This is a genomic window from Streptomyces sp. NPDC048441 (assembly GCF_043200235.1).
Lineage (GTDB): Bacteria > Actinomycetota > Actinomycetes > Streptomycetales > Streptomycetaceae > Streptomyces.
The window spans coordinates 48,946-75,470 of record NZ_JBICXM010000007.1; the positions used below are offsets into that span (position 1 = coordinate 48,946).

The window sequence follows — 26,525 nt, forward strand, 5'->3', positions numbered from 1 at the left end:
TTCGCTCGGTTGGACGGCAACCCGGCAACCCCGACAACCCTGGCCACACGCACCGCGTGGATCGGCTGCGGGGGCCGCCGGTGGCGGCGGCCCCCGCTCACCGCGCTCAACTCGCGCAGTACTGCTGCTCCTTCCCGATCGACCGGTACATGCAGTCCGCGTTCTCCAGGAGCTGGAGCACCGCGTCCCTGTTCCGGTCCGTCTCGCGCTCGATCACCTCGTCGGGCGGATAGAAGCCGCCGCCGCCCGACGACGGGTACATCTCGAAGGTGTAGCTGAAGATCTTCTGGTTGCCCCAGAGCCAGTCGTCGATCGTGCCGTCGGTTATGTAGAGCTCACTGGACTGCTCGGGGGTGTAGCCGTTGCTCGCGGCCATCTTCTCGCCGACCGCCGCGTGCGCGTCGCGATCGTCCTGGGTCAGGCCTGGGCCCGTGTCGTTGTAGGTGTAGCCGTAGGGCCACATGACCAGTTCGCTGTACGTGTGGAAGTCGATGCCCGCCTTGATCTGCTGTTTGCCGCCGACGATCCGGCTGCGTACGAAGTCGGCGACGACCTTCACCTCGGGGGCGGATTCCCCGGCCTTGCCCCGGTAGGTCTCCGATCCTGTGGAGCCCGATGAGCCGCCGCAGCAGCCCCACTTGTAGTTCCAGTTGCGGTTCAGGTCGGTGCCGACGTTCGACGAGCCGGTGTTGGGCTGACGGTTCTTGCGCCAGCTGCGGTAGGAGCCGGTCGCGATGTCGTACTCGCCGCCGTCCGGGTTCACGTCGGGGACGATCCAGATCTCGCGGCTGTCGACGAGCTTCTTCACGCGCGGGTCCGTGGCGTAGTCGTCGCCGAACTCGCGCAGCAGGTACAGCGCCATCTCCACCGTGAGGTGCTCGCGCGCGTGCTGGTGGTGGGTGAAGAGGACCTCGGGCTCGGCCTCGTCCGTGGCGGCGTTGTCGCTGATCTTGACGGCGATGATGTCGCGGCCCTGGTAGGACTTGCCGATGACTTTCTTGGTCATGATGTCCGGGTGAGCGGCGATGCGCTGATTGATCTCCGCGTTCATCTCCGCGTAGTTGTGGTACTTGGAGTCGGCGGGCGGGAAGTCCTTGGCCTCCACCGGCAGGCCGTTCGTACGTTTCGGGGGTGCGGCCAGGGCCTTGAGCTCGTAGCCCGCTTCCCGGAGTTTCGCCGCCTCGCGACCGTCGGCCGAGACGACCACCGCGCGGGCGTCGACCTCGTCGATGGCGACGCCGGTGCGTGCGAGCGCGGTACGTGCGGCGCGGTCGTCGCTCAGGGGGATCTCGTACTGGCGCGTTTCGTTGTCGTCCGCCGCCGTGCTCCGTGAGGTCCGGTCGGCGGAATCCGGTGAGGCGTTGGCGGTGATGGGCGCCGCCACGGCGAGGGCGAGAAGGACCGCGAGGGAGGCGGATCTTCTGCCGCGTATGCGAAGTCGCATGAAGTCTCCTGAGGGGTGGGGGGTGGTTCACTGCGACGCGTGCTGTGCGGGTTGCGCTGGGTCGCGCGGGTCGTGCTGGGTTGTGCGGGTCGTGCTGGGTTGTGCGGGTCGTGCTGGGTTGTGCGGGTCGTGCTGGGTCGTGCGGGTCGTGCGGATCGCGCGGGCCCATCGTGGAGGCCTGGCATGTTCCGGTCAACGCTGTCTTCGGCCAACCCCTTGTGCCGCGCGCCGCCATGCGGTTTCTTGATCGGCATGGCTGAAACGACAGGCAGTGGCACTGCCACGGGAGATGCGGCTCCCCAGCCGCGCAAGTCCAGCTGGAAATACATCGGCCCCGGCATCGTCGTCGCTGCGACGGGCGTCGGCGCGGGCGACCTCGTCGCGACCCTCATCGCGGGCAGCAACTTCGGCTACACCCTGCTCTGGGCGGCCGTCATAGGCTGCGTCGTGAAGATCTCGCTCGCCGAGGCGGCCGGGCGCTGGCACCTGGCGACCGGCCGAACCCTCTTCGACGGCTGGGCGAGCCTCGGCCGCTGGACGACGTGGTTCTTCGTCGTCTACGTGGTGATCTGGGGGTACGTCTACGGGGCCGCGGCCATGTCGTCCTCGGGACTCCCGCTCCAGGCGCTCTTCCCGGACGTCATGGAGCTCAAGTGGTGGGGCATCCTCACCGGCATCGTCGGCCTTGTCTTCGTCTGGTTCAACAAGTACGCCGTCTTCGAGAAGGTCATGACGGTGCTCGTCGGCATCATGTTCGTCGTCACCGTCTATCTCGCCATCCGCGTCACGCCGCACCTCGGCGACGCCTTCGCGGGTCTGCTGCCGGTACTGCCCGACGAGAAGGACTCCATCCTCAACACGCTCGGCCTGATCGGCGGCGTCGGCGGCACCATCACCCTTGCCGCGTACGGCTACTGGGTCAACGCCAAGGGCTGGACCAACGCGGGCTGGATGAAGGTGATGCGGCTCGACAACCGCGTCGCGTACATCACCACCGGCATCTTCGTCGTCGCGATGCTCTTCGTCGGCGCCGAACTCCTGCACTCCGCGAACGTCGCGATCGCCAGCGGCGACACAGGCCTCGTCCAGCTCTCCGGCATCCTGGAGAAGGAGTACGGCGACGCCACCGCCAAGCTGTTCCTGATCGGTTTCTTCGCCACGTCCTTCACCTCGCTGATCGGCGTCTGGCACGGCGTGAGCCTGATGTTCGCCGACTTCGTGGAGCGCTACCGCAAGCAGCGGGCGGGCGCCGGCGAGAAGGTCCTGACCGGCGAGGAGGTGGCGTCCGGAGCCCGCGAGAAGTCGGTGCCGTTCCGCGCGTACCTGCTGTGGCTGACCTTCCCGCCGATGATCCTGCTCTTCCAGGGGCAGCCGTTCCGCCTGATCATCCTCTACGGCGTACTCGGCGCGGCGTTCATGCCGTTCCTCGCGCTCACCCTGGTCTGGCTCCTCAACTCCTCGCGTACACCGGGCGAGTGGCGCAACGGCTGGCTCAGCAACAGCATGTTGGCGATCGCGGGCCTGCTGTTCCTGGTCCTGTGCATCAAGCAGATCACGGACCAGGACTGGGGCAGCTTCTTCTAGCTGCGCCTCTGTCTGCTCGTCCGTGCATGCCGCAGCGCCGCCGGGGGAGCGGCGGCGCTGCGGGTGTGAGGGGTGTCCGCCGGTTACGGCAGACCGTGGACGTGCGGGCCGACCGCCTTGGACCAGGAACTGCCGTCCGCCGCGTCCCAGTTCGTCGACCAGGTCATGGCCCCACGGATGTCCGGGTACGTCTTGGACGGCTTGAACGAACCGCAGCTCGTGCCCTTCGCCAGGCAGTCGAGGGCCTGGTTCACGACGGACGGCGAGACATAGCCGCTGCCCGCCGCCTTGGCCGACGCCGGGACGCCTATGCCGACCTGTGACGGGGCGAGGCCGCCCTCCAGCTGGATGCAGGCGAGCGCGGTGAGGAAGTCGACCGAGCCCTGGCTGTAGACCTTGCCGTCGCAGCCCAGCATCGAACCGCTGTTGTAGTACTGCATGTTGACGATCGTGAGGATGTCCTTCACGGCGAGCGCCGTCTTGAAGTACTCGGTCGACGTCGACTGCATGTCGATCGTCTGCGGCGCCATGGTCAGCACGAATCCCGAACCGGCCTTGCCGGAAAGGGACTTCAGTGCCTGCGACATATAGGTCGCGTTGAGCCCGTTCTCCAGGTCGATGTCGACGCCGTCGAAGCCGTACTCCTGCATGAGTTTGTACGCCGAGTCGGCGAACGCGGTCGCGGATGCGCCGTCGCTGACGGACACCGCGCCCTTCTCCCCGCCGACCGAGAGGATCACGGACTTTCCGGCTGCCTGCTTGGCCTTGATGTCGGCCTTGAACTGGTCGACGGTGTAGCCGCCGAGCCCGGCCGAGTCGAGATTGAAGGCGAGCTCGCCCGGTGTGCTGGTCGCGTCCGCGAACGAGACCGCGATGATGTCGTATTCGTCCTGTACGTCGCTCAGCTTCTGGACGGTGGCGCCGTTGTTGAAGTTCTGCCAGTAGCCGGTCACCGCGTGCTCGGGCACCGCGCGGGTCTCGGCGTCGGCGTGGTCGGCGCCGCCGGTGAGCAGGCCGGTGAGTGCGAGGGCGAGTGCCGTTGCCAGACCGATGACGGACCCTGCCTTCCTGCGTGTCCTGCCGCGTGCGTGGTCCACTTCTGCCTCCGGTGGGGGGAGTTGGGGCATGGGGGGGCAATCGGAGAGCGCTCTCGATGGGTCGTGCGACCTGGTCCAGTGGTCGTACAAGCTGGTCCAGACCAATTGAGTTGTCAAGACCTCTGACGCCACCGTGACCCCGTGAGACCGGCCAACCTCAATGTGAACAGTGGGAAGTTGGGTGTTGAGGTGGCGCTGACCTGGATATGGTGCTGAGGCAGAAGTGCGGAAGTGTACGGAGACCGGGCCGAAGCGCGCCGAAGTGCACAGAGACCGGGGGTGTACGTATGCCGACCGCCATAGCCGTCACCGGGCCCGACCTGGTGCTGCCCTCGCCCGACCGGCACACTCCGTCGGCGGCCGTCCTGCAGAGCGCCGTCCAGTCACCGCGGACGTACTCCCTGGACCAGTCGCTCACCGAGATGCACATGCTCGTCGAGCACCACGGCTATGTGATCGCCCTCTGCCCCGCATCCGCGCCGCCCGCCGTCGTGCACCGCCTGCACGCGGTCCGCTCCGTCCTGGAGAGCGACCGCATCGCGATCCTGCGCCCCGACCTGCCGCCACTGGGCCTCGCCGTACTCGCCCTCCAGCTCCGCCAGCTCTCCATCTGCGACTTCAGCCCCGGAGTGCTCGCATCGGCGGCCCGGCTCCTCTCCCACTACATCTACGCGGGCGCGCTGCTCGGCTCGGTGGCGAAGCTCGACCGGGTCCCGGTCACGCTCCAGTCCCACGCCAAGTCATGGGTGCCGGGCGCCCAGTTCGCCGTCCTCGCCACGCCGCGCCCGGAGCTGATCAAGGTGGCGGGGGACGCGTCGCTCTCCGGCCCCGGATTCAGTACGAGGATGCTGTACGCCACGGGGCAACTGGCGTCCGACTGGGTCACCGGAACACTCGCTCCCGCGTGGCGGTCCCAGGAGGTGACGGAGGCGCGGCTTCCGGGGGAGTCCGCACGCTGGTGGGCGACGGGCAAGCTCGTCGAGTTCGCCGCGGCGATCCCCGACATCTCCGTGCTCTACCAACTGGTGGCGTCCGTCAGACGGGACGACTGCCACTGGTGCGGCCTCGAACTCATCGGCGACCGCTGCGGCTTCTGCGCCGCGCCGTTGCAGCCGCCGCCTGAACGCCCGCCGCCCTCACCCGCACCCGCGGTGCGTGCGGTACGCGCGCTGCCGCGGGGCGGCACATAAGGCCGGGTCTGTCACTTCCTGCCTCCCTGCCTGCCCTGCCTGCCGTGCACTGCATACGCAACCGAATGAACGACCGTCGACCGCGCACCACACCGCTCACTGTCCGTAGCCATCCGCACCCGATCGAGGTAGCCCGGTCCATGAACTCACGCCAGCGCCGCGGCGTCATCCTGCTGGTCCTTTCGGTCCTGGCCGCGTTCGGCGCGTTCGCGGGCGTCCTCTCGGTGATCCGGGACGTGAACTCGAAGGTGGGTCCTGAGGTCGCGGCGTACAAACTCAAGGGGGACGTCGCCCCCTACAAGGAACTGAGCGCGGACCAGTTCGAGAAGGTCGAGATGCCGGAGCGGTGGCTCTCGGACAACGCGGTCACCGATCTCCGCCAGGTGCGCGGCAAGATCGCGGTGACGCAGCTGCGGAAGGGCTCGCTCCTCCAGACGGACATGATCGTCAAGCGTCCCGAACTCGATCCGGGCCAGCAGGAGATCGCCATCATGATCGACGCGGCGACGGGCGTCGCGGGCAAGATCACCCCGGGCTCCACGGTCAACATCTACGCCACCTTCAAGGCCGAGACCGACAACGCCAAGGACCAGTCGAAGGTCATCGTCGAGTCCGCGAAGGTGATCGACGTGGGCAAGCTGACAGCACTCGACCCCGACCAGGACGACCGAGCACGCAGCCGCCGTACGGAGACGGAAGCGGTGCCGATCACGTTCGCCCTGGACACGGCCGACGCGCAACGCGTGGCGTACGCGGAGTCGTTCGCCACGCATGTGCGGCTGGCCCTGGTCGGGCAGGGCGGCGAGAGTTCGATCCCGCGGGGCGACCGGACGTACACACTCGACGAGGACAAGTAGGGGGCCTGCGGATGTGCTGCACCTCTGAACCGCCGCTTCGCGGCGGATGTCTCCCATCCACCCACCCGATTACCCGGCGGTGCCAGGTATGACGACCCGCATCCTCCCCGCCGTAGGGGACATGGACGCCGCCCGCGCGCTCTCGACGCTGATCGGGCAGGTGCCGGACGCGGAGCCCGCGCTGCCGGTCGCAGACTCGACCGTGCTGCTCGACACCCTGGCGAGGCTCGCCGCCGAGTCACTGGACGAGCTGCCCGAGGTCGTCCTCATCCATGAACGCATCGGCCCCGTCCCCGCCCTCGACCTGATCCGGGACCTCGTCCTGCGCTTCCCGGCGGTCGGCGTCGTCCTCATCACCGCCGACACCAGCCCGACGCTGCTGACCGCCGCGATGGACTCCGGCGCACGCGGCATCGTCGGCTTCCCCCTCGCGTACGACGCGCTCGCCGAGCGGGTGCACGCGGCGGCCGCCTGGTCGGCGGGGATGCGCAGGCATCTGGGCAGCGCGGGCATGGAGCTCTACGCAGGACCGGGGGAGACCCCCGGCGGCGGACACGTCGTAGCGGTGACCGGCGCGAAGGGCGGCGTAGGAACCACCCTCGCCACCGTCCAACTCGCCCTGGCCGCCCGCGCATCCGGCCGCACCGTCGCCCTCATCGACCTGGACCTCCAGTCCGGGGACGTCGCCTCCTACCTGGACGTACAGTTCCGCCGCTCCATCGCCGACCTCGCGGCGATCACCGACATCACGCCCCGCGTCCTCCAGGACGCCGTCTACACCCACGAGACCGGCATCGGCCTCCTCCTCGCACCCTCCGAGGGCGAGCGGGGCGAGGAGATCACCGACCGCGTGGCCCGCCAGACGCTGAGCGCACTGCGCAGCCGCTACGACGTCGTACTCGTCGACTGCGGTACGTACGTCACCGGGGCGAGCGCGGCGGCCATCGAACTCGCCGACCAGGCGGTTCTCCTCGTCACCCCGGACGTCGTCTCCGTACGCGCCGCCAAGCGCATGGTGCGCCTCTGGGACCGCCTGCAGATCCGCAAGGCGGAGGAGACGATCACCGTCGTCAACCGCCACGGCAAGGGCACGGAGATCCAGCCCTCCCTGGTCGAACGGGTGACGGGGACGCGCGTGGCCCGCACCACCGTCCCCGCGAACTTCAAGGAACTGCAAGGCGCGGTCGACGCGGGCCGGATGCAGGACCTGGACAGCAAGTCCTCGGTGAAACAGGCGCTGTGGGCGCTGGCGGGCGAGCTCGGCCTTGTGGCGCACACAGAGGCGGCGTCCGGCGGGACCAAGCGGGGCGCACTGGCCCTGCGCAAGCGGGTCGGCGGCGACCGGGGCGCGGTCACACTGGAGTTCGCCGGGATGTTCCCGCTGCTGCTCGCCGTGATGGGCCTGCTGTGGCAGTGCGTGCTGTACGGCTACACGTTCTCCCTCGCGGGCAACGCGGCCGACGAGGCGGCACGGGCCGCCACGGCCGCGTACGCGTCGGGAGAGGGCGCCGCGGGGGCCTGCGAGGCCGCCGCGAAGGAACACCTGCCGTCGGCGTGGCAGGGCGCGGAGGTCTCCTGCACGGACGACGGGGCGGTGTGGAAGGCCCACGTGAACGCGGACGTGCCGCTGTTCTTCCCCGGGGTCGACGCGGGGTGGAGCGTGAGCGGGGAGGCGGGGGCGGCGAAGGAGGGTGAGGACGAGTGAGGGGGCTAGGGGGTCTGAGGGGTCGACGAAAAAACCCCCGCTGGAACGACCGCGGCGTATCCATGCTCGAGTTCGCCGGCTTCCTCCCCATCCTCCTCCTCATAGGCCTGGCCACCATCCAGCTGGGCCTGGTCGGCTACGCCGTCAACCAGGCGGGTTCAGGCGCCCGAGCGGCAGCCCGAGTCGCCTCCCAGGGCCAGGGCGACGGCGGCCAGGCGGCGGGCCTGGCGGCGATGGACGGCAACCTCGACGCCCAGGTCGACATCAGCGGCGGCGGCGACACGACGACGGCGGACGTCACCGTCCAAGTCCCCACGCTGCTCCCCTTCGTGGACGCAGGCTGGCACGTCAAGAAGTCGGCGACCATGCCCAACGACGACGCACCCGACGATGCACCCGGCGACGCAACCGAAGACGGGAGCTGAGAGAGAAGAGATGAGCCTCCGCGACCGCGTAGTGACCCCGCACGACCACGGCGAGGGCAGCGGCGGCCCCAGCCGCGACGACAGCCTGGTCGCCGTCTACCGCGCCAAGCTCCTGGAAGAGATCGACCTCGCCGAGATGTCGTCGCTCACGACGGCGGACCGCCGGGTCCGCCTGGAGCGCGTCATGGGCCACATCATCAGCCGCGAGGGCCCCGTCCTCTCGACCTCGGAGCGCTCCCAGCTCATCCGCCGCGTGGTCGACGAGGCCCTGGGACTCGGCGTACTCGAACCGCTCCTCGCCGACGCCTCCATCACGGAAATCATGGTGAACGGCCCGGACTCGATCTTCGTAGAGCGAGCGGGAAGGGTGGAACAGCTCCCCCTCCGCTTCGCCTCCAACGACCAACTGATGCAGACCATCGAGCGCATCGTCTCCACGGTCAACCGCCGAGTGGACGAGTCGAACCCGATGGTCGACGCCCGCCTCCCCACCGGCGAGCGGGTAAACGTGATCATCCCGCCCCTGGCCCTCTCCGGCGCGACCCTCACCATCCGCCGCTTCCCCCGCGCGTACACGCTCCACGAACTCATCAGCCTCGGCTCGCTCGACGAGCACATGCTGCTTCTGCTCTCCGCGTTCGTACGCGCCCGCTTCAACATCATCGTGAGCGGCGGCACCGGCTCCGGAAAAACAACGCTCCTCAACGCACTCTCGGGCCTCCTCCCCGCCCACGAGCGCATCATCACCATCGAGGACTCGGCCGAGCTGCAACTCCAGCAGGACCACGTGATCCGCCTCGAATCGCGCCCCCCGAACGTCGAGGGCAAGGGCCAGATCACCATCCGCGACCTGGTCCGCAACAGCCTCCGTATGCGCCCCGACCGCATCATCGTCGGCGAGGTGCGAGGCGGCGAGACCCTGGACATGCTCCAGGCCATGTCGACGGGCCACGACGGCTCCCTCGCCACGGTCCACGCGAACACCGCCGAGGACGCCCTGATGCGCCTCCAGACCCTGGGCTCCATGTCCGAGGTCCAGATCCCCTTCGAGGCCCTGAAGGACCAGATCAACTCGGCGGTCGACGTGGTCGTCCAACTGGCCCGGCACGCGGACGGCTCCCGCAAGATCGCCGAGATCGTCCTGCTCGTCTCGCACGGCCGCGAACAGTTCCGCATCGCCCCGGCAACCCGCTTCGTGCCGAACAGGCCGGGCAGCGGCGGCCTGGACCGCCGGGTGCACGGCTACTTCGAGCACCTCCCGCTGCCGCGCTCCGTCGCCGAGCGCCTCTACGTCGCGGGCGAGCCGGTGCCGCCGGGCTTCGGTGTGACGCAGGCGATCGACGCACTGAACACGAGAGAGGCCATCGGCTGATGGAGAACCCCGCCCTCCTGGCCCTCGGCGCCACGATCCTGACCGGCACGCTCGCCGTGGCGGGAGTCCAGACGTACGCGTCGGGCCGAGCCCAACGCAAGGCACTGGTGGACCGCCTGTCGACCGGCCCAGGCTCCGGCTACGACTACGCCGCAGGCGACACCGGCGGGCACGGCCGCCGCTTCCGCGCGATCGACCGCCGCCTGCGCCGCACCCGCCTGGGCCGCTCCATCCACCTGCGCCTGTCGGCGACGGGCCTCGATCTGACGGCGGGCGAGTTCTTCGTCTACGTCGTGGCGGTCGTCGCCGCGCTCTGGCTGATAGCGGCGGCATCGCTCGCGCCGTTCTTCGGCCCGATCGCGGGAGTGGTGGCGATATGGAGCGCGGTCGTGTTCCTCAACTGGCAACGCCAGAAGCGCATCGAGGCATTCATCAACCAACTCCCAGACGTGGCCCGAATCTTGGCCAACGCGACGGCAGCGGGCCTGGCCCTGCGTACATCACTGGCGATGGCGGCAGAGGAGCTGGAAGCCCCAGCGGGCGAGGAACTGTCAATGGTGGCGGACCAGTTGACGCTGGGCCGCTCGATCGACGACACCCTGGGCGAACTGGCGGAACGACTCCCCTCCCGCGAGCTGATAGTCCTGGTCACCACCCTGGTCCTGTCCAACAAGGCGGGCGGCTCGGTGGTGAACTCGCTCAGGAACCTGACGCAGACCCTGGAGGACCGTAAGGAGACCCGCCGGGAGGTCCGCACGATGCTCTCGGAGGTCAACGCGACAGCGTTCACCGTCCCGCTCCTCGGCCTCGGCTCCCTGCTCCTGATCAACTCATCCAATGAGGGCGCGCTGGCCAGGGTGACGGGCTCCCCGATGGGCCAGATGCTGATTCTGATCTCGCTGGGCCTGTACGCGGTGGGCTTCTTCGTGATCAGGCGCCTGGGCAAGATCGAAGTGTGAGAGGGGAGTTACGTTGCTGGCACTGGCACTTGCAGTGGTGATGGGACTCGCCGTGGCGGGCGTCTGCCAAGGCGTGCGCATGTACCGCGCGGAGGCGAAGGTCCCGTCGGACCTGGCGATCGCCCTGGAGGTGGGCGCCACGCGCGTCTCCACGGCGGGCTCGGCGGTGGACCGCCTCGGCATACGCTTCGCACCGCTGGTGCTGCGCCTGATGGGCCCGAAACGGGTGGACGCCAAGCGCCGCAGGATCGACATGGCAGGCAACCCCGGCGGCCTGACGATCGACCGCTACGCGGCCCGCCGGGCGGTGTATGGGATCTTCGGCCTGGTGATGGGCCTGGTCTTCCTCACGAACGGCTCATCGCTCTTCGGCCTCCTCACTTTGGCGTTCGGAGTGATGGCGGCGGACGCCCTGATCTGGCAGGCGATACGGGAACGCCGCGAGGTCATCGACCGCACACTGCCGGACTTCCTGGACGTCCTTGCGGTGGTGGTGTCGGCGGGCCTCGGCTTCCGCCAGGCGCTTGATCGCGTCGCGGAGAGGTATGAGGGCCCATGGGCAGACGAGTTGAGGATTACGTTGCGCCAGATGGACATGGGGGTCAGCCGCCGCCAGGCCTTCGACGAGCTGCGCCGCAGGAACGCGTCGGAACAGGTCTCACAGTTCGTCTCGGCGCTCCAGCAGGGGGAGGAGCTTGGCTCGCCCATCGCGGACACGCTGATCCAACTGGCAACGGACATGCGCCGCACGGACGCCCAGAACTCCCGCCGCAGGGCGGCGAAGACGATCCCCAAGGCAACGATGGTGACGCTGGTCTTCATGCTTCCGGCCACGATGATCCTGATCGCGTCGGGGATGTTCCTGGGCTCTGGGTCGGACTTCGGCTCGATCCTGGGGAAGTGAGGGGGCTGTGCGCCTCGTTGCGGGGGCTGGCATCGAGCCACATCAAGCCACATCAAGCTACTCGGCGAAATCTCTTCGCGGCTGCAACGAGATGTGGGACAGTCGCTCGGGGAGTGAGGCGGGGGCGGTCCCTCCGGGGTTGGTCGGGACGATCTCAACCGTTCAACTCATGTTTGCAAAAGGTGAGTTCACGGATTTACGCGGGAGGGGAAGCCGTGGAACGCATGGACCGCATGGACCGCATGGACCGCATGGAACGCATGGAACGCATTGAGTCGCCGACCGGCCGGTCGCGAACCTCTGCCGTATGCCTCCGGGGTGCGTGATGACCTCACTACCGGGGAAGGGAACTCGCCAACTTGCGCGTCTGAAACCACATTGGTTGCGGAGAGTGGCTGTTGGGTCACATGATCTCGCGTACGTTGCCTATGACGACAGCGGCGTCGGAATTGGTTGCGCCAGCGGTGCGTGTATCGGGTGGGAGAGAAGGGGCCGTCGTGCTGAAGGAACGCGTACTCAGAGTCTGGGTGGACTGGACCGTAACCGTGGCTTCCCGGGTTCGGGGGCGGGAGCGGGATGCGGGGGCTGGGTTTGTGGAGTATGCGGGGCTGATGATTTTGATCGCGGGGATCTTTACGTTGATCGACGGCCTCGGGCTGGACGGGCTGATCTCCGGAGCGATCTTGGACGCGGTCAACAACGTCATCGGCGGCTGACGTTCACTAGCCTGCGAAGTGACCGAGGGCAGACTCTTCCCATCTACATCTGGATGACGGGGATTCTGCTCTTTGTTGCGTTCGCGTTCTTCGCGTTCGCTCAGGCTGCGTCCGCTCGAAATGGCGCCCAATCTGCCGCCGATGCTGCGGCATTGGCAGCAGCGCAGGACGCCAGAGACGAGATCATCGATGGCTTGGGGAAGTCCATCGGTAAGGGAGATGACTGGCTCGACTGGCTCGGTGGCGACATGTTCACCGGTAACGGCGCCAAGGGTGCGGCAGAAGCGCTGGCAGCCGACAACGAATCGACCATCATCGGATTCGGGCCGGAAGAAGTGAACGGCTACCCCGGCTTCCGGGCGAAGATCGAAACCACGTACACCGTCGGCGACTCGATCATTCCGGGCACGGAGTCCAAGCACGCCAGGGCGGAAGCCACGGCCGTCATCAAACCCCGCTGCGATATCGCTCCGGATGCCGATCCTGAGAAGGCTGTGGAATTCGACTGCGACGGCGGCGACTCCTTCGAGATCGATCCGGACGACTTCCATCTGGACGATCTCCCGGACGCATCCGTCCTGTTCTCCGTGCACTTGGCCGACTGATGAGCGTTCGACGAAAGAAGGAAGCTGTACCGATGAACATTCGGCGCACCATAAAGACCCGCAGGGCAATGACCGCTGTGGCGATCACTACTGGGCTGGTCCTCACGGTCGCCGGTTGCGGCGGTGGAGGGGATGACGACAAGCCCAAGTCTGAAAAGAGCTCGTCGTCCTCGGGCGACAAGGGTGACGCAGGCGGTGAAAAGAACGCGGAGCCCCAGAAGCCTGCTGAGGACAGTGTGCTCGCAGAGGTCAAGGGCGAGGGCGGCCTGACGCTCAAGGTCACGTCAGCCAAGCGTGATGAGGGGGGCTTCCTCACCGTTGAGGGAACGGTGACCAATGGCGGCAGCAAGGCTTGGGTGGCGGCGAGCTGGCGAGGGGATGAGCGTGAGCTGACGAAGAACGGCGGTTCGATAGCAGGAGCCAGCCTTGTGGACACCGAGGGGAAGAAGAAGTACCTCATCCTCCGTGACACGGAGGGCCGTTGCCTGTGCACACGATTCACGGGCGGGGTGCTCTCGGGCCAGTCCGTCGACTGGTTCGCCCAGTTCCCAGCCCCGCCGGAAGGCACCTCCAAGGTCGACTTCCAGGTAGGCGCCATGCCCCCCGCCTCCATAGAACTCACCGAGGGCGAGTAACCCATGGGCCACCCACGATCCCGCCCCCGGGCGGCAGCCACAGCCACAGCCACCGCCACCCTCACGGCCCTCGTCCTCCTGGCAGGCCCCGCCCCCGCCCACGCGGACGACGACGACCCCAGCGCACCCCCCGGCAGCACAACCTCCTCCGCCCCCCAGAAGGTCGACTCCAACAGCCCCGGCCTGAAGCTGGCTGACGGCGCGACCCTCGCCCCCGCAAAGGTCCTGGACATCAAGTCGGTGGTCGAAGACCTCGGTGGTGAGGAACGCCGTGAGGATACGAACACGGACGTGAAGTTCGCGCTGCAGGCGGAGGTGTTGTTCCCCAAGAACAGCCCCAAGCTGAACCCGGAAGCGAACGCACGGATCAAGGAGATCGCCGAGGAGGCGAAGGCTCAAAAGGCCACGAGCGTCCGGGTGTTCGGCTTCACGGACAACCTCGGCTCGTACAGCCACGGCAAGAAGCTGTCCCGCGAACGCGCGGAGGCGGTGCACGACCAGATGGCGGGCTATCTGGGTCCGGAGGTCACCTACTCCGTACGCGGCTACAGCGAGGACTATCCGATCGCGGACAACAGCTCCGAGCAGGGCCGCAGGAAGAACCGCCGCGTGGAGGTGTCCTTCCCACGCGAAAGCTGAGGCTGGGTGGCGGGGGCTTTGCTGGGCCGGTGGCTTTGGTTGGGTACCGGGGCCGCCCGGTTGTCCTGAGGTTGGCGGTTCCGGGCCGGGTGTAAAGGGCGCTCCCTGCGGTCGCGTCGGCTGCGCCGATTGCGCTGCGCTTCACCCTTGACACCCGTCCCTCCACCGCGCGAGGGAAGACGACCGGACGGCCCACAGGGGGGACTCTCGACTACTCCCGTCGGGCCGTTCGGTATGTGTGTCGACTGCGGACCGGCTCATTGCGGGTGACCCTCAGGGGGAGGCGGCTGGCGCCCGGTTCGCGGTCGCTTCGGGGGCGGGTGCTGGTTTCGTCAAGCGGCTGCGGACTTGTTCTTCTGGTGTGGCCGCCGGGTGGCGAGGGGACGTAGGGGGCGGGCGGCGCAGCAACATGTGGCTGTCGACCGCCCGTTGTCGCCCGTTGTCGCCGGTTGTCCCCGGGGGCGGGCCGGGTCCCTCACCTACTTTCGCGAAGGCGCGTTGCGCAATGCGCGCGCCCCCCTTCTGCCAGAACACCACCTCACGAAAGTAGGTGCCCTGCACCACCGCACACGGTCGATTGCAGGAAAGTCGCACCGGTCCCGCCTCCTGCGCGGCCTGTCGTGGGACTTTCCTGCAATCCACTCCCCATGGCCGCGTGGCGGGGACTTGAGCGGGCCCGCCGGGCTCCCCGTTAGCCATGCGGGCCCGCCGCACCCGCACCCGGCACGCCACACCGTCCAGCACAGCCGCCCTGCCTCGTCGCCTCGCACACCTCTCCCCCTTGGCGGTGCCCTGCGACGGACAAGTCCGCAGCCGCTTGACGAAACCGGCACCCACCCCCGGAGCGACCGCGAACCGGGCGCCAGCCGCCTCCCCGTGACGGTCACCCGCAATGAGCCGGTCCGCACCCGGCCGCGAAACCGGCCGACCCGACCAGAGGTTCCGTAGAGTCCCCCCTGTGGGCCGTCCGGTCGTCTTCCCTCGCGCGGTGGAGGGACGGGTGTCAAGGGTGAAGCGCAGCGCAATCGGCGCAGCCGACGCGACCGCAGGGAGCGCCCTTTACACCCGGCCCGGAACCGCCAACCTCAGGACAACCGGGCGGCCCCGGCGCCGATCAAAGCCACCGGCCCAGCGAAGCGGCGGCTGCACCGGGCGCTGAGAGTGAGGTGTCCGGCCTTCAGGGGCGGACGGCATACGCGGCGGCGCCGCCGTGCGGGATGGTTGCCCACATTCGCGTACCGCCGCCCGGCTCGTGCGCCTCCCCGAACCCCCAGTCACCCTGACAGGCACGTACTACGCAGGCGAGGAGTCTGAGGGCGCCCCGCCGGCGGCCGTCGCAGGCGGCGGCCAGTCGGGCGTGGGTGTGGCGGGGGTGGCTGTCGTACGCCGAGATGCGGAGGGAGCCGTCCCGGAATCGCAGCGAGAGGTAGATCTCGGGCGTCGAAGTGAACGTACATGCCGCTGCCGTCAGTTCGGCCACCGCCTGCATGGCGGGGTCGACCATGAGGGCGAGCCCGTGCGCGGTCAGCACGGTACGGGTCGCTGCGCGGGCGATCGTGGGAGACGTCAGGGCCGAGGGCAGGGTGAGGCTGTAGGTGAGGTTCTCGGGGGCCGGCGGGGAGTGGTCGCCCCTGCTGGGGCAGGCGGTGAAGGCGGAGGGCGAGACGACTGCGGACATGCGGAACTCCCGTGGGGTGAGCGTGTGTTGTCCCGGTCCCGGCGGTCGGTGGCTCGTCTCCCTGACGCGGCCCGGCCCCTCCCAGGGAGGAAGCGTGCGGGCAGGCTCGCGTGATGCACTGCCAACTGCCGTGTGTAGCGTGTGCGTTACTTAACGTAGGGCAGTTGTTGGTTACATTGCCACTCTGTCGGCGGAATTGAACCTGTCCGTGGTCAGATGGTGCCGGTTGGAGGCAGACTGCTGACGGCCGCCATGGAAGGAACGCCATGCCACCGAGGACAACTCCGAGCGAGCGTCAGAAGCGCCTCGGCAGCGAGCTGCGCAAGCTGAGGGTGGCTGCGGGGATGTCGGCCGATCATGCCGCCGGGCTGCTCGGCCTTGACCGCGCGAAGATCTCCAACATCGAGACGGGGATCCGGACCATCAGCGCCGAGCGGCTGCGCACGCTCGCCTGTAACTGCCACTGCTCCGACACCGCGTATGTCGACGCCCTCGTGGAGATGTCCCGCCCCAACGGGCGGGTCTGGTGGGAGCGTTACCGCGGGACCTTGTCGCCGGGGCTCATGGACATCGCCGAGCTGGAGGCGCACGCCGTGCGGATGCGTACCGCGCACACGGCGCACATTCCGGGCCTGCTGCAGACCAGCGACCACGCGCTGGAGCTCTTCCGGGCGGTGCTGCCGCCGCTGCCCGAGCACGAGGCGGCCCTCCGGCTGGCCCATCGAGTCGAGCGGCAGAAGGTGCTGCTGGGAGATGACCCTCCCGAGTACGTCGGTCTCGTCCACGAGGCGGCTCTGCGTATGCAGTTCGGCGGACGCAAGACCGCTCGGACCCAGCTCGAGCACCTGCTGTCCGTCTCGGAACGGGACAGCATCCAGCTGCTGGCAGTTCCCTTCGCCGCCGGGACTTTCCCAGGCGCCGGGCAGACGGTGAACTACCTGGAGGGGCCTGTGCCGCAGCTCGACACGGTCCAGGTGGACAGCTCGCACGGCCCGGAATTCCTGGGCGAGGAAGCGCAGTTGCACAAGTACCGGTCGCATCTCGACTGGATGGAGCGCATCGCCCTGTCGCCCGAGGCGTCGCGCGACTTCATCCGCGACATCGCCACCAACCTGTGAGGGGAAACTCCATGCCCGAGATTACGTGGGAAGAACCGTTCTGCGGCGAGGGAGCGAGCTGCTTCCGACTCGGCACCGATCCGGACGGCAACGCCTACATCGCAATAGCAGGTCAGGAGGACCGTTACCTAACGGACTCCACGGAAGCCCTCCGCACCCTGATCCGGGACATCAAGGCAGGCAAGGCGGACCACTTGCTCGGCTGAGAGCAAGTCGAGCGCGAGCTTTACGCCTAGGAGACGTTCCAATGGCTGAAATCACCTGGGAAGAGCCGTTCTGCGGTGAAGGCAATTCCTGCTTCCGACTCGGCGCCGACCCGGACGGCAACGCCTACATCGCAGTAGCAGGCCAGGAGGACCGCTACCTGACGGACTCCGCGGAAGCCCTCCGCGCCCTGGTCAAGGGCATCAAGGCAGGCAAGGCGGATCACCTGCTCGGCTGAGCAAGCCGAGCAGGTGATCCTGGGCGTCGGCCACCGACGACGGCAAGCTACTTGCCGCACTCCGCCAAGTAGTGGTCGAAGGCATGGTCCTTGGCCTTCCGCGCGATGGCCCCCGTGTACGCGTCCGCGCGCAGGACACCGGCCGCGAGGTGGGTGTCGTCCTCAAGGTTCTTCGTGTCCGCGCATGCCACCACCACGATCCAGTCGGCGTGCGTCCCCTTGTCCTTCGCGGTGCCGTACGTCGCCTTGGCGCCGGTGACCGGCTTTGACAGGTCGTACGACACCATCGACGAGGCCGACGGCAGCCCCTCTTCCACCTGAGCGACGGTCTGACCGACGAACGAGGTGACCGGCACGTGGTCGGGCGTGTCCGAGTCGTCGTGGGTGCCGCACCCGCTCAGCAGCATCGCGGCTCCCGCGACGGCGACGGCGACGGCGGCGGCGGCTCCGGTCATGGCGCGGCGGCGGACCGACGCGGCGCGCGCACCGTGCCGAGCGGGAGCGGGCGTGACTCGGTCAGGGAAGGAGGCACTCACTTGACCTTGCAACTCACCTTCGCGGGCGCGGGGTTGAAGGCGCGCTTCCACCCGCTCGTGCCCGCCTTGTAGTCGAGAGGCGTGGTGATGTGCTTCTCGATCTTGTACTTGTAGCGGGTGCCGATCGGGTAGGCGACGAGCGAGTGCCCCTTCTTCACCGGCGAGCTGCACGTCACGGCGACGGACTGGGTCTTGGCCTGGCTGATGTTCAGGCTGCCCGCGACGGCGCCGCGGCTGAGACCGAATCCGGCGTCGATGGTGCGCGTGGCCGACGCCGTCTTGTTGATCATGCAGGTCATGCCCTTGGTCTGCGCCGTGCAGCGGGCGATCTCGTTCTTCTGGTTCGTGTAGTTCGTCTGCTTCGACTTGTTGATGAGCTTGCTGTAGTGGCCGACCGCGCCCCTGGTCGATACGTCGGCCTTCGGGGCGGACGAGGCGTCGTCGTGTGCGGGCGAGGCGTCGTCGTGTGCGGGTGCGGCGCTCGCGTGTGCGGCGGTGGCCATCAGCGTCGCGGACAGAGCGAGTACGGCTCCGGCGATGCGAGTCGTCGAGCTCAGGCGCATAGAGGTTCCCCCATTTTCGTTCTTGGTCGCCAAAGATCGTACTCGACCGTTCACCCGCTCTGACCTGCGCGTCTACACGTGGGGCGGGAGGGGGATTGCAGGAAAATCCCACGCTTCCCCAGATTTGCGGGGCGTGTCCTGGGATTTTTCTGCAGTCCACTAAGGCTGGATTAGGGGGAGTTGGTCCGGCGGCCCGGCTTCGGCCCGCCATCCCGCATCGCCCCGGAGCACTCCGTACCGCACCCCGTCCCGCCACTCTCCGTCCCGGAACGTCACGCTGCGGGAGACGCCCTCGCTGGTGAACCCGGCCTTCTCCAGGGACCGCTGCTCGGCGATGTTCCCGGTCTCGGTATCCGCCTCGATCCGCATCACGGGCGTATGCGCGAAGAGGTACCGCACCAGCAGCCGCTGGGCCTCTGTGCCGATGCCGCGCCCACGGGCCTCCGGCAGCAGCTGAATGCCCACGTTCCAGTAGTGCGAGGTCCGGAAGGCCACGACTGACCGCCATGCGACGAAGCCGAGGGTCTCGTCGGTGCCGGAGACCACCATCAGCATTCCTTTGTCGGCGCCGAGCATCCCGTCATCGGCGAAGCGCCGCCGGAAGGTGTGGGGGTCCCGCCAGCCCTGCCACTGGAACTCGCCGCACGCCTCCGGATCGGTGAGGAACCGGTCGAGCAGGGGCAGATCGTCTTCGCGTACGGGGCGCAGGCTCGCAAGAACTTCACTCATCGCAGCACGGTAGTCCCCACCCGCCTCTCCGCACCCCCGCCCGATGCGAAGATCGCGGCATGAGCAGTTTCGACGAACTTGTGGCGGAAGCCGAGGCCGCGCCCACCGAAGGCTGGGACTTCTCGTGGTTCGAGGGGCGGGCCACGGAGGAGCGCCCCTCCTGGCGGTACGCCCACGCCATGGGGGAGCGGCTCGGGCACGCCGCCTCCTCCCTCGATATCCAGACCGGCGGTGGTGAAGTCCTCGCCTCCGCGCCCGTGCTGCCGCCGCTCGCCGTCGCCACGGAAGGGTGGCCGCCGAACGTGGCCAAGGCCACCGCGCTGCTGCATCCGCGGGGCGCGGTCGTCGTGGCCTCGCCGGAGGAGGCGCCGCTGCCGTTCGCGGCGGAGGCGTTCGACCTGGTCACCAGCCGGCATCCGGTGAAGGCGCGCTTCGATGAGATCGCGCGCGTGCTGCGTCCCGGGGGGACGTACTTCGCCCAGCATGTCGGCCCCGCCAGCGTCTTCGAGGTCGTCGAGTACTTCCTCGGGCCCCAGGCAGAGGACGTACGGAACGGACGCCACCCCGACACCGAGCGTGCCGAGGCCGAGGCCGCCGGGCTGGAGATCGCCGACCTGCGGTCCGAGCGGCTGCGCATCGAGTTCTACGACATCGGCGCCGTCGTCCATTTCCTGCGGAAGGTCGTCTGGATGGTCCCGGACTTCTCGGTGGAGAGGTACGGGCCGAGGCTGCGGGAGCTGCACGACCGGATCGAGTCGGAAGGGCCCTTCGTCGCCCACAGCACTCGGCATCTCTTCGACGCCCGTAAGGGGCAGGGGTCGGGGGCGCGGTAGCTCCTACGCGTGTGGGCCCACCGTCACCGGGCCCACCACCAACTCCGCCCGCGCCTCGAGCACTTCACCCACCCGCTCCACCTGCCCCTCGAGCTCCCGCTCCTGCCCCGCGCTCAGCCGCCCCAGCGGCTCCACCGTCACCGTCGTACGGCGGCCCGCGCGCCGCTGATGCCAGACACCGGCCACGACCCCGTCGACAAGGAGTACGGGGAAGTTGCCCGCCTGGCCTCCGGCCAGCGCCCGCTCGTAGGCCCGGCCGGGGAAGAGGCGCTCGCGGGGGTGCGATGCGATGGCGTACGCGTCGAAGTACGGAAGCAGCCGCACGCCCCGTACCGGCTCGTCCGGGAACTCGGTGTCGCCCGCGACCACCCACGACCCGCGCTCGCCCTCCATGTCCACCGCCTCGATCTCCCCGTCTCCGGCCAGGGTGGTGAAAAGATCACTCGCCCAGGCCGGAGGACCCGCCGCCCATTTGGCGAACTCGCGCGGCGTCGCGGGTCCGTACGCGTACAGGAACCGCCGCACCAGAGCCGCCGACGCCGCCTCGGGGGTCAGCGGCTCCTCGATGGCGGGCGGGCGCGTGTACGTCACCTTGCGGCCCCGGTTCGGTGCGAAGCAGAGGACCCCGCGGTGGCCCGCCATATGCATGACCGAGCGCCAGCGCGGCCACATCCCCTGGAAGGCGGGCAGGACCAGGTCGCCCGCCCAGGGGCCCGTCCGCGCCACCACCTCATCGCTGAGCTCGTCGATGGTCAGCCGGGTCCCGTCCAGGGCCTCGCCGATCGCCGTCACGATCTCGTCCGTCTGGGACGGAGTCAGCCGCTCGCTCGCCTTGAACGGGCTCGGGCCGCCGGGGATCGTCGGCAACGCGCCGGTCCAGAGCGGGAGTTGCGCGGTCGGCAGGAAATGGATCGTGCCGCGCGGCCCGAACGTCTTGACCAGGCTCGGCTCATCGCCCCAGAGCGCCGCGCGGACGTCCTGCCGCGTCGTGCCCTCCATCCGCAGGCCCACCGAGAGCTCGGCGGCGGACGCCACCTGCGCCTGCGCGGCGAGCATCGCGTCGACGACCTCCGCAGGACCGGCCTCGCCCGGCTTCGCCGGTGAGCCGAGGAATTGCCGCTCCATGCGTCGGGAGTTGGCGGCGCTCCATGAAACAGCGGCTACTGGCATCAGGGGCATCAGGGCTCTCCTTCATACGTACGTCCGGCGTGGTCACCAAGTAACGCAAAGCCGCCAGACGCGGGATCCGGGCGAATGGTTGCTTCCCGCGCCGATCGTTAGCCAAGTGATCCCGAAACAGGTCGCGTTGAATCCGCATCGTTATCAGGAGTGGCTCGATAGCGCCTTGATTCTCCCGTAAGTTCAGACCAAGGCGAATTCGCGTGAGCAAAGCCACGTGTGCGGTGCCGCGCGGTGGAGGGGGCTGCGCGGCACCGCGCGCCTCATTCGCCGCCGGAGTCGCCAGTCCGCACCTCGACCCTCGTACCCCGGCGCACGCCCCACCGCTCCATCGCCCCGGCCTCCGACTCCAGGACATGCCGGGCCCGCAGCCGTGGCCTCCCGATCCGCCCCGGACGCATCGTCCGCACGGAGAGCACCCGCAGCTCCCGGTCCAGGTGTGCCACGTCGACGGCGAACCGCATCCGCACCGTATGCACGCTGTTCGCCGGGCTGAGGAGCAGCGCCCCGGCCACCCCGTCCCGGCCGAGGAGTCCGCGCCGCCGGGCACGGGCCGTGACCGCGATCTCCAAGGGGATTTCCAAGGGGGTTTCCAGGGGGATCGCCAGCGGAATCCCCGGAGTGCCTGTCTGTCCGGTCCGGACGAGAAGCGTCGCCATGCGAGCCGAAGCTAGCGGCCCTCCCGCCCGTCGCGTCAAGCGGGCGCCGACCCCCTGTCCCCCCTATGGGCTACCGCCACGCAGGGCCGGAATCCGTCGCCGGGGCCGAAATCCGGTGGGGGAGCAGGGCCGCGCAGTCGCCGGACGGTTTCGGAGAGTAGTTGTCTCGCGCCGATGTGCGCGCCATCCCTTACGAAGGGTTATGGTGGAAACCCCCCCTCGGGCCGGTCCATCTCCCCCCCATGGACCGGCCCGATTTTTTTGTGCCCTCAGGGCGGCGCCCGCCGCGTCCGGCCGCTGGACCGCATGATCGCGGACCCGGAGCCTCCGGATATGGTCAGGGACATGTCGAACCAGTTCCCCCCACCGTCAGACCCCCAGTACAACCCGCAGGCCGGCGGCCTCCCCACCTATACCGGCCCCGCGCAGGACCCCGGCTACGGCTTCGGTCCCGTCGCCCCGCAGAAGATGCCCGGCGTCGTCCGCGCCGCGCAGATAATTCTCTGGGTCCTCGGCGGACTGCTCATCCTCGGCTCGGTCGGGCTGATCTTCACGGTCAACCCGGAGACGGCGGGCGCGGCCCTCGGAGTGAACGTCTGCCTGCTGGTCGCCGCGGGCATGGCTTTCCGCTTCGGCACCGTGGGCCACGGCATCCGCGTCACCTGCATCGTCCTGATGAGCGTGCAGATCGTCATGGCCCTCGGTGGTGCGGCCAACGGCAACCCGGCCGGACTGCTGCCGCTGCTCGCCGCCATCGCCGTCGTCGTCCTGCTCTCGCAGAGCATCGCGGGCGCCTGGTTCAAGCGCCCGCGCACCCCTGCCCCGGGTCAGGCGTACGCGGGCTGAGGCGTCCCGCCAGGACTAGCCGCGCCCGGCCCAGATGTTGGTGCCGGGCGTGGAGACGGCGTACGTGTCGATCTCGGCGAGTTCCTCGTCCGTGAGCTTCGGCCCGGCGAGCGCCGCCACGTTCTCCTCCAGCTGCTTCACGCTGGAGGCGCCGATGAGCGCGGAGGTCATGCGCTCGTCGCGAAGGACCCAGTTGAGCGCCAGTTGCGCGAGCGACTGCTCGCGGCGGGCCGCGATGTCGTTCAGGCCATTGAGGCGGCGTACGACCTCGTCGCTGAGCAGGTTCGGGTCGAGCGACTTGCCCTGTGTGGCGCGTGAACCCTCCGGGATGCCCTTCAGGTACTTGTTCGTGAGCAGGCCCTGCGCCAGCGGCACGAAGGAGATGCAGCCCATGCCCGCGTCCTCGAGCGTGTCGAGCAGGCCGTCGTCCTCGGTCCAGCGGTTGATCATCGAGTACGAGGGCTGGTGGATGAGGGCGGGGACGCCCATCTCCCGCAGCAGGCGTGCCGCTTCGGCGGTCTGCTCGCTGTTGTAGGACGAGACGCCCACGTACAGGGCCTTGCCCTGCTGGACGGCGGACGCGAGCGCGCCCATCGTCTCCTCGAGCGGGGTGTCCGGGTCGAAGCGGTGCGAGTAGAAGACGTCCACGTAGTCGACGCCCATCCGCTTCAGCGAGGCGTCGAGGGAGGACAGCAGGTACTTGCGCGAACCCCACTCTCCGTACGGGCCCGGGTGCATGAGATAGCCCGCCTTGGTCGAAATGACCAATTCATCGCGGTATGGCGCGAAATCCTGCGCGAACAGCTTGCCGAAGTTGAGCTCGGCGGAACCGGCGGGCGGGCCGTAGTTGTTCGCCAGGTCGAAGTGCGTGACGCCCAGGTCGAAGGCGCGGCGCAGGATCGCGCGCTGGCTCTCCAGTGACGTGTCGTCGCCGAAGTTGTGCCACAGGCCGAGAGAGACGGCGGGCAGCTTCAGGCCGCTGCGGCCCGTCCGCCGGTACTCCATGGAGCTGTAACGGTCCGGTGCGGCTTGGTACAGAGACGTGTCGTTCATGGGTACGAAGCTACTTCAGCATGGTTACGAAGCTGCTGCACGCTGCTTCGGACCGCTTCACCCGAGGGCGGAGGACCGCCCTCACAGCGGTAGGCTTTCGCCTTCGGGGACTGCCATCTGCATGGAGGGGCTGACAGAAGTGAACCTGCGCGACCTGGTGTACGGACTTTACGCACGCCGGGTGGAAGGCCGTCTCGACCACGACCAGGTGCCCAAGCACATCGGGGTCATCCTCGACGGCAACAGGCGCTGGGCGAAGGCTTCCGGCGGCACCACCGAGCAGGGCCACCAGGCGGGTGCGTACAAGATCGAGGAGTTCCTCGGCTGGTGCGCCGAGACCGACGTCGAGGTCGTCACCCTCTGGATGCTGTCCACGGACAACTTCGACCGCCCCGAGGGAGAGCTGATCCCGCTCCTCGGCATCATCGAGGACACGGTCCGCAGCCTCGCCTCCGACGGCCGCTGGCGCGTGCACCACGTCGGCACGATGGACCTGCTGCCCGCCCGCACCCAGTCCGTCCTGAAGGAGGCCGAGCAGGCCACCCACGGGAACGCCGGGATACTGGTCAACGTGGCAGTCGGGTACGGCGGGCGCCAGGAGATCGCCGAGGCGGTCCGCTCGCTGATCCTCGACCACGCGGACAAGGGCACGAGCCTGGAGGACGTCGCCGAGACCGTCGACGTCGACCTGATCTCCAAGCACCTCTACACGCGCGGCCAGCCCGACCCCGACCTGGTGATCCGGACGAGTGGAGAGCAGCGCCTGTCCGGCTTCATGCTCTGGCAGTCGGCCCACTCCGAGTACTACTTCTGTGAAGTCTTCTGGCCGGCCTTCCGCAAGGTGGACTTCCTGCGTGCGCTGCGTGATTACGCGGCCCGGCACCGGCGTTACGGCGGCTGACACCCCAAGAGGTGCCCGCGGGTGAGCGTGTCGGTGAGGCGCGAGTAACCCAGAGTTCACGGAGACGCCGTCATATGCCCTGGCATGGCTGCGCATGTTCGAGGGAATAAGCCTTCCAGGTCGACATCCGATTCACGGATGTCGTATCTCAGCGGGCGGCATGGGGCCGTCCGCCCGGGAGGCCCTTTGCACCAGGACGACCGTGCGGTGAGTACGGGCGAAGTGGAGGGCCGGAGCTCGGCCCGCGCACTGCGGCACGAGACCGGTCCGGACTTCTCCCGGCATCCTTCCCGTCGCTCCCCGACCTCATCCGAGGGGGTACGTCCTTCCGTGGTGACCAGCACAAAGCGCCGCATGCCCGACAGGCGCACCTATGTTCTCGACACCAGCGTTCTGCTCGCCGACCCGAACTCCATGTACCGATTCGACGAGCACGAAGTAGTGCTGCCCGTCGTCGTGGTCACGGAGCTCGAGGCGAAGCGGCACCATCCCGAGCTCGGCTACTTCGCCAGGCAGGCCCTGCGCCTGCTCGACGACTGCCGGGTCAGGCATGGCCGTCTCGACGCGCCGATCCCCATCGGCGATCTGGGCGGCACGCTGCGCGTCGAGCTCAACCACTCCGATCCCGGCGTGCTTCCGGCCGGCTACCGGTTGGGGGACAACGACTCACGGATTCTCGCCGTAGCGCGCAACCTCCAGGCAGAGGGGTACGACGTCACCGTCGTATCGAAGGATCTGCCTCTGAGGATCAAGGCGTCCTCGGTCGGCCTCCTCGCGGAGGAATATCGGGCCGAGCTCGCCATCACGGACTCCGGCTGGACCGGAATGTCCGAACTGACCCTCTCCGGGGAGCAGGTGGACCTTCTCTTCGAGGAAGACCATCTGTACGTCCCCGAGGCGGCCGACCTGCCCGTCCACACGGGCCTCACCATCCAGTCCGAGAAGGGCAAGGCACTCGGCCGGGTCACGGCCGACGGCAACGTCCGTCTCGTACGCGGTGATCGCGAGGCCTTCGGCCTCAAGGGGAGGAGTGCGGAGCAGCGCATCGCGCTCGATCTGCTGCTCGATCCGGACGTCGGCATCGTGTCGATGGGCGGGCGCGCGGGCACCGGCAAGTCGGCTCTCGCGCTCTGCGCGGGACTTGAGGCCGTCCTGGAGCGCCGACAGCACCAGAAGGTGATGGTCTTCCGGCCGCTGTACGCGGTGGGCGGGCAGGAGCTGGGCTATCTGCCCGGCACCGAGGCCGAGAAGATGGGCCCTTGGGCGCAGGCGGTCTTCGACACGCTCGGCTCGGTGGCGGGCAAGGCGGTCATCGAGGAGGTGACGGCGCGCGGGATGCTCGAAGTGCTCCCTCTCACCCATATCCGCGGGCGCTCGTTGCACGACGCGTTCGTCATCGTCGACGAGGCCCAATCCCTGGAACGGAACGTCCTGCTGACCGTTCTGTCCAGGATCGGGGCAAACTCCCGAGTCGTGCTCACTCACGATGTCGCCCAGCGCGACAACCTCCGAGTGGGGCGGTATGACGGGGTGGTTGCCGTAGTCGAGAAGCTGAAGGGCCATCCGCTCTTCGCCCACGTCACGCTCACCCGCTCCGAGCGTTCGCAGATCGCGGCGCTCGTGACCGAAATGCTGGAGGACGGCCAGATCTGAGCCAGTTCACCCTGGTTACGCAGTAGTTGGCGCCGCCCGGCGAAGCGAAGGAGCCTAGCCGGGCGGCGTCTTGGCGTTCGCCCTTTTCCGAAAAACTCCTGGGGCAAACGAGGTGTGAGCTTTCACACGGCACGGATAATTGCCTTGCGGCATCCGGCTGGGGCAGAGTCTGGGTCCTGTCAGGCCCCGCATGCGACACACCT

General features: G+C 68.5%; 28 protein-coding genes. 19 read left to right on the forward strand and 9 right to left on the reverse strand.

The window, feature by feature from the left end; genetic code table 11:
* Positions 1–106: 106 nt before the first annotated feature.
* Positions 107–1,444 carry a M14 family metallopeptidase gene (locus ACGFSB_RS18980; protein ID WP_393400317.1) on the reverse strand — a complete coding sequence of 446 codons (1,338 nt, stop codon included), beginning with the start codon at positions 1,442–1,444 and terminating at the stop codon, positions 107–109.
* Between the two features lie 252 nt (positions 1,445–1,696).
* Between ACGFSB_RS18980 and ACGFSB_RS18985 the strand changes: the two genes are divergently transcribed.
* The gene (locus ACGFSB_RS18985) at positions 1,697–3,028 is read left to right on the forward strand and encodes an Nramp family divalent metal transporter (RefSeq protein ID WP_393400319.1); all 1,332 of its coding nucleotides are present in this window, start codon (positions 1,697–1,699) and stop codon (positions 3,026–3,028) included.
* 83 nt (positions 3,029–3,111) lie between these two features.
* Here the strand turns inward: ACGFSB_RS18985 and ACGFSB_RS18990 are convergent, their stop codons facing one another.
* Positions 3,112–4,125 (reverse strand): chitinase, encoded by a 1,014-nt coding sequence (locus ACGFSB_RS18990; RefSeq protein WP_393400321.1) that lies wholly within the window; start codon positions 4,123–4,125, stop codon positions 3,112–3,114.
* A gap of 287 nt (positions 4,126–4,412) precedes the next feature.
* Here ACGFSB_RS18990 and ACGFSB_RS18995 point away from each other — a divergent pair, with 287 nt between their 5' ends.
* The 11 genes from ACGFSB_RS18995 to ACGFSB_RS19045 all read left to right on the forward strand — a co-directional run bounded on the left by ACGFSB_RS18995 (position 4,413) and on the right by ACGFSB_RS19045 (position 14,132).
* Positions 4,413–5,315, forward strand: a complete 903-nt coding sequence (locus tag ACGFSB_RS18995; RefSeq protein WP_393400324.1) for a hypothetical protein — start codon at positions 4,413–4,415, stop codon at positions 5,313–5,315.
* A 140-nt stretch (positions 5,316–5,455) separates the two neighbouring features.
* The gene (cpaB, locus tag ACGFSB_RS19000; protein ID WP_393400326.1) at positions 5,456–6,172 is read left to right on the forward strand and encodes a Flp pilus assembly protein CpaB; all 717 of its coding nucleotides are present in this window, start codon (positions 5,456–5,458) and stop codon (positions 6,170–6,172) included.
* Between the two features lie 88 nt (positions 6,173–6,260).
* Positions 6,261–7,877 (forward strand): CpaE family protein, encoded by a 1,617-nt coding sequence (locus ACGFSB_RS19005; protein ID WP_393400329.1) that lies wholly within the window; start codon positions 6,261–6,263, stop codon positions 7,875–7,877.
* Positions 7,878–7,939: 62 nt separating this feature from the next.
* Complete coding sequence (locus tag ACGFSB_RS19010; RefSeq protein WP_393400331.1) at positions 7,940–8,302, forward strand: TadE/TadG family type IV pilus assembly protein; 363 nt, start codon at positions 7,940–7,942, stop codon at positions 8,300–8,302.
* A gap of 10 nt (positions 8,303–8,312) precedes the next feature.
* On the forward strand, positions 8,313–9,674 hold the full coding sequence (locus ACGFSB_RS19015) for a CpaF family protein (protein WP_393400333.1): 1,362 nt from the start codon (positions 8,313–8,315) through the stop codon (positions 9,672–9,674).
* Positions 9,674–10,633 (forward strand): type II secretion system F family protein, encoded by a 960-nt coding sequence (locus ACGFSB_RS19020; RefSeq protein ID WP_393400335.1) that lies wholly within the window; start codon positions 9,674–9,676, stop codon positions 10,631–10,633. The genes ACGFSB_RS19015 and ACGFSB_RS19020 overlap by 1 nt, the downstream gene beginning before the upstream one ends.
* Before the next feature lie 13 nt (positions 10,634–10,646).
* Entirely contained in the window at positions 10,647–11,537 is an 891-nt protein-coding gene (locus ACGFSB_RS19025; RefSeq protein WP_393400337.1) for a DUF5936 domain-containing protein, read from the forward strand.
* Positions 11,538–12,064: 527 nt separating this feature from the next.
* Positions 12,065–12,253: a hypothetical protein gene (locus ACGFSB_RS19030; protein ID WP_393401151.1), complete on the forward strand. Its 189-nt coding sequence runs from the start codon at positions 12,065–12,067 to the stop codon at positions 12,251–12,253.
* Between the two features lie 11 nt (positions 12,254–12,264).
* Positions 12,265–12,858 (forward strand): pilus assembly protein TadG-related protein, encoded by a 594-nt coding sequence (locus tag ACGFSB_RS19035; protein ID WP_393401154.1) that lies wholly within the window; start codon positions 12,265–12,267, stop codon positions 12,856–12,858.
* A gap of 32 nt (positions 12,859–12,890) precedes the next feature.
* A complete protein-coding gene (locus ACGFSB_RS19040; RefSeq protein WP_393400340.1) occupies positions 12,891–13,493 on the forward strand; it encodes a hypothetical protein in 603 nt (200 codons plus the stop codon).
* A 3-nt stretch (positions 13,494–13,496) separates the two neighbouring features.
* Positions 13,497–14,132, forward strand: a complete 636-nt coding sequence (locus tag ACGFSB_RS19045; RefSeq protein WP_393400342.1) for an OmpA family protein — start codon at positions 13,497–13,499, stop codon at positions 14,130–14,132.
* Between the two features lie 1,177 nt (positions 14,133–15,309).
* On the opposite strand, the gene ACGFSB_RS19050 is transcribed toward ACGFSB_RS19045, so the two are convergent.
* Entirely contained in the window at positions 15,310–15,810 is a 501-nt protein-coding gene (locus ACGFSB_RS19050; RefSeq protein ID WP_393400344.1) for an ATP-binding protein, read from the reverse strand.
* A gap of 266 nt (positions 15,811–16,076) precedes the next feature.
* On the opposite strand from ACGFSB_RS19050, the gene ACGFSB_RS19055 reads away from it, so the two are divergent.
* From ACGFSB_RS19055 to ACGFSB_RS19065, 3 genes are read left to right on the forward strand one after another with little or no spacing between them, the layout of a single operon-like run.
* Entirely contained in the window at positions 16,077–16,928 is an 852-nt protein-coding gene (locus tag ACGFSB_RS19055; protein ID WP_393400346.1) for a helix-turn-helix domain-containing protein, read from the forward strand.
* Positions 16,929–16,939: 11 nt separating this feature from the next.
* Positions 16,940–17,134 carry a hypothetical protein gene (locus ACGFSB_RS19060; protein ID WP_393400348.1) on the forward strand — a complete coding sequence of 65 codons (195 nt, stop codon included), beginning with the start codon at positions 16,940–16,942 and terminating at the stop codon, positions 17,132–17,134.
* Positions 17,135–17,175: 41 nt separating this feature from the next.
* A complete protein-coding gene (locus tag ACGFSB_RS19065; protein WP_393400350.1) occupies positions 17,176–17,370 on the forward strand; it encodes a hypothetical protein in 195 nt (64 codons plus the stop codon).
* Positions 17,371–17,417: 47 nt separating this feature from the next.
* On the opposite strand, the gene ACGFSB_RS19070 is transcribed toward ACGFSB_RS19065, so the two are convergent.
* The 3 genes from ACGFSB_RS19070 to ACGFSB_RS19080 form a co-directional block, all read right to left on the reverse strand.
* Entirely contained in the window at positions 17,418–17,906 is a 489-nt protein-coding gene (locus ACGFSB_RS19070) for a hypothetical protein (protein WP_393400352.1), read from the reverse strand.
* Complete coding sequence (locus ACGFSB_RS19075) at positions 17,903–18,469, reverse strand: hypothetical protein (protein ID WP_393400354.1); 567 nt, start codon at positions 18,467–18,469, stop codon at positions 17,903–17,905. The genes ACGFSB_RS19070 and ACGFSB_RS19075 overlap by 4 nt, the downstream gene beginning before the upstream one ends.
* 159 nt (positions 18,470–18,628) lie before the next feature.
* Complete coding sequence (locus tag ACGFSB_RS19080; RefSeq protein ID WP_393400356.1) at positions 18,629–19,198, reverse strand: GNAT family N-acetyltransferase; 570 nt, start codon at positions 19,196–19,198, stop codon at positions 18,629–18,631.
* Between the two features lie 59 nt (positions 19,199–19,257).
* Here ACGFSB_RS19080 and ACGFSB_RS19085 point away from each other — a divergent pair, with 59 nt between their 5' ends.
* Positions 19,258–20,031 carry a class I SAM-dependent methyltransferase gene (locus ACGFSB_RS19085; RefSeq protein WP_393400359.1) on the forward strand — a complete coding sequence of 258 codons (774 nt, stop codon included), beginning with the start codon at positions 19,258–19,260 and terminating at the stop codon, positions 20,029–20,031.
* A gap of 3 nt (positions 20,032–20,034) precedes the next feature.
* Here ACGFSB_RS19085 and ACGFSB_RS19090 read toward each other — a convergent pair whose 3' ends face one another.
* Together ACGFSB_RS19090 and ACGFSB_RS19095 are read right to left on the reverse strand one after the other, a co-directional pair.
* On the reverse strand, positions 20,035–21,210 hold the full coding sequence (locus ACGFSB_RS19090) for a winged helix DNA-binding domain-containing protein (RefSeq protein WP_393400361.1): 1,176 nt from the start codon (positions 21,208–21,210) through the stop codon (positions 20,035–20,037).
* A 263-nt stretch (positions 21,211–21,473) separates the two neighbouring features.
* Entirely contained in the window at positions 21,474–21,869 is a 396-nt protein-coding gene (locus tag ACGFSB_RS19095; RefSeq protein WP_393400364.1) for a DUF192 domain-containing protein, read from the reverse strand.
* Positions 21,870–22,214: 345 nt separating this feature from the next.
* Between ACGFSB_RS19095 and ACGFSB_RS19100 the strand changes: the two genes are divergently transcribed.
* A complete protein-coding gene (locus ACGFSB_RS19100; protein WP_393400367.1) occupies positions 22,215–22,715 on the forward strand; it encodes a hypothetical protein in 501 nt (166 codons plus the stop codon).
* A 15-nt stretch (positions 22,716–22,730) separates the two neighbouring features.
* Here ACGFSB_RS19100 and mgrA read toward each other — a convergent pair whose 3' ends face one another.
* Entirely contained in the window at positions 22,731–23,768 is a 1,038-nt protein-coding gene (gene mgrA, locus ACGFSB_RS19105; RefSeq protein WP_393400369.1) for an L-glyceraldehyde 3-phosphate reductase, read from the reverse strand.
* Positions 23,769–23,907: 139 nt separating this feature from the next.
* Here mgrA and ACGFSB_RS19110 point away from each other — a divergent pair, with 139 nt between their 5' ends.
* Positions 23,908–24,669 carry an isoprenyl transferase gene (locus tag ACGFSB_RS19110; protein WP_393401156.1) on the forward strand — a complete coding sequence of 254 codons (762 nt, stop codon included), beginning with the start codon at positions 23,908–23,910 and terminating at the stop codon, positions 24,667–24,669.
* A gap of 330 nt (positions 24,670–24,999) precedes the next feature.
* On the forward strand, positions 25,000–26,322 hold the full coding sequence (locus ACGFSB_RS19115; protein WP_393400371.1) for a PhoH family protein: 1,323 nt from the start codon (positions 25,000–25,002) through the stop codon (positions 26,320–26,322).
* The last annotated feature ends 203 nt before the right edge of the window (positions 26,323–26,525 follow it).

What these genes read in the sequence shown, in the direction of transcription:
- ACGFSB_RS18980 (WP_393400317.1), bottom strand. Translation starts at nt 1,444, where the DNA reads ATGCGACTTCGCATACGCGGCAGAAGATCCGCCTCCCTCGCGGTCCTT.
- ACGFSB_RS18985 (WP_393400319.1), top strand. Translation starts at nt 1,697, where the DNA reads ATGGCTGAAACGACAGGCAGTGGCACTGCCACGGGAGATGCGGCTCCC.
- ACGFSB_RS18995 (WP_393400324.1), top strand. Translation starts at nt 4,413, where the DNA reads ATGCCGACCGCCATAGCCGTCACCGGGCCCGACCTGGTGCTGCCCTCG.
- cpaB (WP_393400326.1), top strand. Translation starts at nt 5,456, where the DNA reads ATGAACTCACGCCAGCGCCGCGGCGTCATCCTGCTGGTCCTTTCGGTC.
- ACGFSB_RS19005 (WP_393400329.1), top strand. Translation starts at nt 6,261, where the DNA reads ATGACGACCCGCATCCTCCCCGCCGTAGGGGACATGGACGCCGCCCGC.
- ACGFSB_RS19010 (WP_393400331.1), top strand. Translation starts at nt 7,940, where the DNA reads ATGCTCGAGTTCGCCGGCTTCCTCCCCATCCTCCTCCTCATAGGCCTG.
- ACGFSB_RS19015 (WP_393400333.1), top strand. Translation starts at nt 8,313, where the DNA reads ATGAGCCTCCGCGACCGCGTAGTGACCCCGCACGACCACGGCGAGGGC.
- ACGFSB_RS19020 (WP_393400335.1), top strand. Translation starts at nt 9,674, where the DNA reads ATGGAGAACCCCGCCCTCCTGGCCCTCGGCGCCACGATCCTGACCGGC.
- ACGFSB_RS19040 (WP_393400340.1), top strand. Translation starts at nt 12,891, where the DNA reads ATGAACATTCGGCGCACCATAAAGACCCGCAGGGCAATGACCGCTGTG.
- ACGFSB_RS19045 (WP_393400342.1), top strand. Translation starts at nt 13,497, where the DNA reads ATGGGCCACCCACGATCCCGCCCCCGGGCGGCAGCCACAGCCACAGCC.
- ACGFSB_RS19050 (WP_393400344.1), bottom strand. Translation starts at nt 15,810, where the DNA reads ATGTCCGCAGTCGTCTCGCCCTCCGCCTTCACCGCCTGCCCCAGCAGG.
- ACGFSB_RS19055 (WP_393400346.1), top strand. Translation starts at nt 16,077, where the DNA reads ATGCCACCGAGGACAACTCCGAGCGAGCGTCAGAAGCGCCTCGGCAGC.
- ACGFSB_RS19060 (WP_393400348.1), top strand. Translation starts at nt 16,940, where the DNA reads ATGCCCGAGATTACGTGGGAAGAACCGTTCTGCGGCGAGGGAGCGAGC.
- ACGFSB_RS19065 (WP_393400350.1), top strand. Translation starts at nt 17,176, where the DNA reads ATGGCTGAAATCACCTGGGAAGAGCCGTTCTGCGGTGAAGGCAATTCC.
- ACGFSB_RS19075 (WP_393400354.1), bottom strand. Translation starts at nt 18,469, where the DNA reads ATGCGCCTGAGCTCGACGACTCGCATCGCCGGAGCCGTACTCGCTCTG.
- ACGFSB_RS19080 (WP_393400356.1), bottom strand. Translation starts at nt 19,198, where the DNA reads ATGAGTGAAGTTCTTGCGAGCCTGCGCCCCGTACGCGAAGACGATCTG.
- ACGFSB_RS19085 (WP_393400359.1), top strand. Translation starts at nt 19,258, where the DNA reads ATGAGCAGTTTCGACGAACTTGTGGCGGAAGCCGAGGCCGCGCCCACC.
- ACGFSB_RS19090 (WP_393400361.1), bottom strand. Translation starts at nt 21,210, where the DNA reads ATGCCCCTGATGCCAGTAGCCGCTGTTTCATGGAGCGCCGCCAACTCC.
- ACGFSB_RS19095 (WP_393400364.1), bottom strand. Translation starts at nt 21,869, where the DNA reads ATGGCGACGCTTCTCGTCCGGACCGGACAGACAGGCACTCCGGGGATT.
- ACGFSB_RS19100 (WP_393400367.1), top strand. Translation starts at nt 22,215, where the DNA reads ATGTCGAACCAGTTCCCCCCACCGTCAGACCCCCAGTACAACCCGCAG.
- mgrA (WP_393400369.1), bottom strand. Translation starts at nt 23,768, where the DNA reads ATGAACGACACGTCTCTGTACCAAGCCGCACCGGACCGTTACAGCTCC.